This window comes from Pedobacter sp., assembly GCF_035566355.1.
GTDB lineage: Bacteria > Bacteroidota > Bacteroidia > Sphingobacteriales > Sphingobacteriaceae > Pedobacter.
The window spans coordinates 1-4,455 of sequence record NZ_DATMRL010000357.1 but is presented as its reverse complement, the minus strand read 5'-3'; the positions used below and the strand labels follow the sequence as shown (position 1 = coordinate 4,455).

At 42.3% G+C, this 4,455-nt stretch carries 2 protein-coding genes; one reads left to right on the top strand and one right to left on the bottom strand.

The window, feature by feature from the left end:
• The coding region (locus tag VNZ46_RS13705) for a beta-galactosidase (RefSeq protein ID WP_325560654.1) at nucleotides 1-2,155 on the bottom strand (2,155 nt) is incomplete at its 3' end.
• Between the two features lie 253 nt (nucleotides 2,156-2,408).
• Here VNZ46_RS13705 and VNZ46_RS13700 point away from each other — a divergent pair.
• On the top strand, nucleotides 2,409-4,455 hold a 2,047-nt coding region (locus VNZ46_RS13700; RefSeq protein WP_325560653.1), incomplete at its 3' end, for a sugar-binding domain-containing protein.

The window sequence follows — 4,455 nt, the reverse complement described above, 5'->3', positions numbered from 1 at the left end:
TATGCCAGATGCTGGTGTATTGCAGATCAAAAACATTTGCAGCGTTCCCATCATCGCCATTTAATTCTTCGCTGTCTGCATAAACAACTTTCCAGTCGGTCCTTGGTATTTCTCTACCCTGGGGATCGAGCAAGACCAGTTCGGCTACAGATGTATAAGGTTGTCCATGCTGTTCTGATAGCGCTTCCAGGCAAAAGAACCTTGCGTCTACAGGTTTAAATGAGGCGGTTTGCCAGTTGGAACTGTTTTCAAAACTCCCTGCATGATAGACTTTCTGGGCGTCTTCTGTCCAATGTTGTCCGGCTTTTTTATGCACCTGGGGTTGTGTCTCGTTTACTTTGTCTAAAACGGGTTGATCAGTGAAGGTTAGCTTAGGAGCTGCATTGCCGAACAGATCAAACACTATGATTTCATTTTGTCCTTTTTTGAGCCAGCTTCCCGGTACCAGCATGGTTTGTGTTGGTCCGATATTCCAGTAACGACCCAGGCAAGTTCCATTGATCCAAACCAGGCCTTTGTTCCACTTGCTCATATCGATATAGGTATCGGACAAGTTTGAGGCTGTAAAAGTGCCTTTGTAGAAACCGGCTGCAGGTTTTTGAGGTGTAATGGGTTGATAACGTACCGGGATGTTGTGATCTCCAAGCTGAATAGGGTAATTCTTCCAGTTTTTGAGCTCAGTTTTCGTATTGCCGGTAAGCAGATATACGGGGCCGTGAATCCCTTTGCGGTCGTGCATCGCGTAACCATAATTTACCCGGCCCACAGCTTCGACCAGTACACTGAGTTTAGCGTTCTTGTTGTGTTTGGGTATTTCCAGAGAGAATTTGTTCTTTCTTCTGTCTAAAGTACCGATGAGGTGATCGTCGATGTAAATGAGCGCATAATCATGGATATCGCGAAATTGCAGCAGAGATCTTTCTCCGCCTGCCAATTGCGTTTGATAGAGTACACATCCGAAATTCTGGTTAAGATCTTCCATGAGCTTAACAGTATCAGACAAAACTGATTTTGGCAGGTTTTTATTCAGTGCTGCAAATGCGGTAAATTTAACCGGGGCAAGTTTTTGAATTTTATTTGAAGCGGGAATATCGGGTAAGGTTTCTCCTTCCTGCAGATAGTTGCTGAATAACTTTCTGATCTGGTGGTATTTTTCTGTAGGGTTACCTGCTTCATCTATTGGAGCATCGTAGTCATAGCTGGTGGTTTGCGGTAAAAAGGGTGGGGCATTGGCTCCACTATAGGTGCCGAATGTGGTGCCACCATGTACCATGTAAATACTGAAGGATGCTTTGTGGTCAAGCATGTATTTTAACTCGTCAATAATTCTTTTAGTACCTCCAGTGTGGTGGGGTCTGCCCCAGCTGTCAAACCAACCTGGATAATATTCGCCGCACATCAAAGGACCTGTTGGCTGTACCTGGCGCAAGGCTTCAAAGTTTTCTTTTGGATTACTGCCAAAATTCACAACTGCAAAGAGGTCATCGGGGTGATCCTCTTTTAACTGTGACGGCCCGTCGCAATGAAACAAGGGTACTTTGAAACCCGCAGCTTCTACATAGGACTTAATAGTTTCCATATACTTTTTATCATTGCCATAGCTGCCATATTCATTTTCGACCTGAACCATAATGATGTTACCACCATTGCTGATTTGCAGTGGTGCCAGCTCACGTCCCACCTCTAGCAAATACTTCTTGGCACGGGCTAGAAAATAAGGATGCTGTGTACGGAGCTGAATGGATTTATCTTTCAGCAGCCACCATGGAAAGCCACCAAATTCCCACTCGGCACAAGAATAGGGACCCGGGCGCAAGATGACGTACAGGCCTTCTTCTTTCGCTATTTTGCAAAATTCAGCAGCATCACTCTGGCCTGTCCAGGTAAAGGTATCAGGTTGTTTTTCGTGCATGTTCCAAAACAGATAGGCACAAACGGTATTCAAGCCCATGGCTTTAGCCATTTTTAAGCGGCTGCGCCATTCTGTTTTGGGTATGCGGGCAAAATGCATTTCGCCGCAGCGTATTACATAAGGTTTTCCGTTAAGTTCAAAAGCTTCCTTTCCGATTTTAAAGGTTTGCGACTGCTGTGCGCGCGTTGTATAGACGGAAAGCATACAAAGTAACATGAACAGTATTTTTCTGTAGGGTATCATAAATTTTTTTGGTGGTAAGTTGATTTTACTCAAATAGAACCATTGCTGTGGTAAAATAAAATTTAAAAACAGCGCAAACGTTTGATAACTCTTTATACTGCTTATTATCAAGATAGCCCTATAATAATCCATCTTTTTGGAAATTAATCCATTTTAACCTCCGGCCGTAAATCTGATCTTTAAACTTGCCAATATAAACGTAATCATTAATTATCATTGATCATTTAGTTGATCTAACCCTCATTAAACTTGTATGAAATTTCTTTTTAAGTATCTACAACTACCCTTACTTTTTTTAACCATTACGGCTGCGGGGCAGTCGAAAAATGAAGGTCATCAACAAATTGATCTTTCAGGCACCTGGTCATTTCAAGTGGATTCGCTGGATAAGGGGATTTCTGAGAAATGGTACATGCAGAAACTGGAGGAAAAGATAAAGCTGCCAGGCTCAATGACGACCAATGGAAAGGGCGACGAAGTTTCTGTAAAAACGCAATGGACTGCTCAGATTGTAGATAAATCCTGGTATACGAAAGATGAATACGCAAAATACAGGCAGCCTGGTCATATTAAAATACCCTTTTGGCTCCAGCCGGTAAAGCATTATGTTGGTGCGGCTTGGTACCAGAAAATAATAAATATTCCTGCTTCCTGGAAAGATAAATTCATACAGCTCTTTATAGAGAGAAGCCATTGGGAAACAACGGTATGGATTGATGATGTGAAAATTGGTATGGAGAATAGTCTTGGTACAGCCCAAGTATTCGATATGGGTGTTAAGCTGACATCAGGAACGCACAAAATAACCATCAGAGTTGACAACAGGATAAAGGACATTAATATGGGACCTAATGCTCATAGTGTTTCCGATCATACGCAAACCAACTGGAACGGTTTGATAGGAGATTTAAAACTTGTGGCCAGGCCTAAAGTGTATATTTCTGATGTGCAGCTTTATCCTGATATTAAAAACAATCAGGTATTGGTAAGGGTGCAACTTAACAATGCAACGGGTGCCAGCAAAAAAATGGCTTTGGATTTAACAGCTGTTGCAGATCAACCTGGTACTCCAAAATTAAAACCTTTAACACAAAAACTGGTGATTTCTGAAAAGGAGAAAACCATTGAGTTTATTTATCCTATGGGGAATAAGCCATTGTTATGGAGCGAATTTCATCCGAATCTGTATGAAATGCAGTTAAACCTCAGATCGTCAAAAGATACCGCACCGGATCGGAAAAATATAATTTTCGGCATGCGGGAATTTAAGGCCAAAGGCACCCAGTTTGTTCTCAATAACAAACCGGTTTTTTTGCGCGGCACATTAGATTGTGCAGTTTTTCCTAAAACAGGTTACCCGCCTACTGATGTATCCAGCTGGAAAAAGATATTTGAAACGATAAAAGCTTATGGGCTAAACCATGTGAGATTTCATTCCTGGTGCCCTCCGGAAGCTGCTTTTATTGCTGCCGACCGATTGGGTTTATTTGTACAGGTAGAATGCTCGGCCTGGTCAAACGGTTATGCTGATGCCTTAATTGGCGATGGTTTGCCTTTAGATAAATATATTTATGCGGAAAGCGAGCGAATGGTTAAAGCTTATGGAAACCATCCTTCCTTTGTAATGATGACTTATGGAAATGAGCCATCGGGAAAAAACAATGCAGACTACCTGGTTACTTTTGTAAAGTGCTGGAAGATGAAAGATTCGAGAAGGATGTATACCACTGCGGCAGGTTGGCCGCAAAACGATGCCAGCGATTACAATAATATGCCAGAACCCAGGATTCAGGGCTGGGGGCAGGGACTGTCGAGCATTATAAATAAAGAAGCTCCAAAATCGGATTATGATTTTACAGAGATCATCTCTAAATGGAAACAACCTACTGTTAGTCATGAGATTGGTCAGTGGTGTGTATATCCTGATTTCAAGGAAATTAAAAAATATGATGGGATATTAAAACCAAAGAACTTCGAAATATTTCGGGACAAACTGGCGCAAAATGGCCTCTCCATGTTGGCTGATAGCTTTTTTATGGCTACAGGAAAGCTACAGTCGCTTTGTTATAAAGCCGATATAGAAGCTGCAATGCGTACCCCCGGTTTTGGCGGATTTCAGCTATTGGGTCTAAGTGATTTTCCAGGACAGGGCACAGCCCTTGTTGGTGTTTTAGATGCTTTTTGGGAACCGAAACCCTATATGTCTGCGAAAGAATTTAACCGGTTCTGCGATCCCCTGGTGCTTTTGGCCCGGCTGCCAAAAATGGTTTATACCAACAATGAAGAGCTGAATGTTCCTT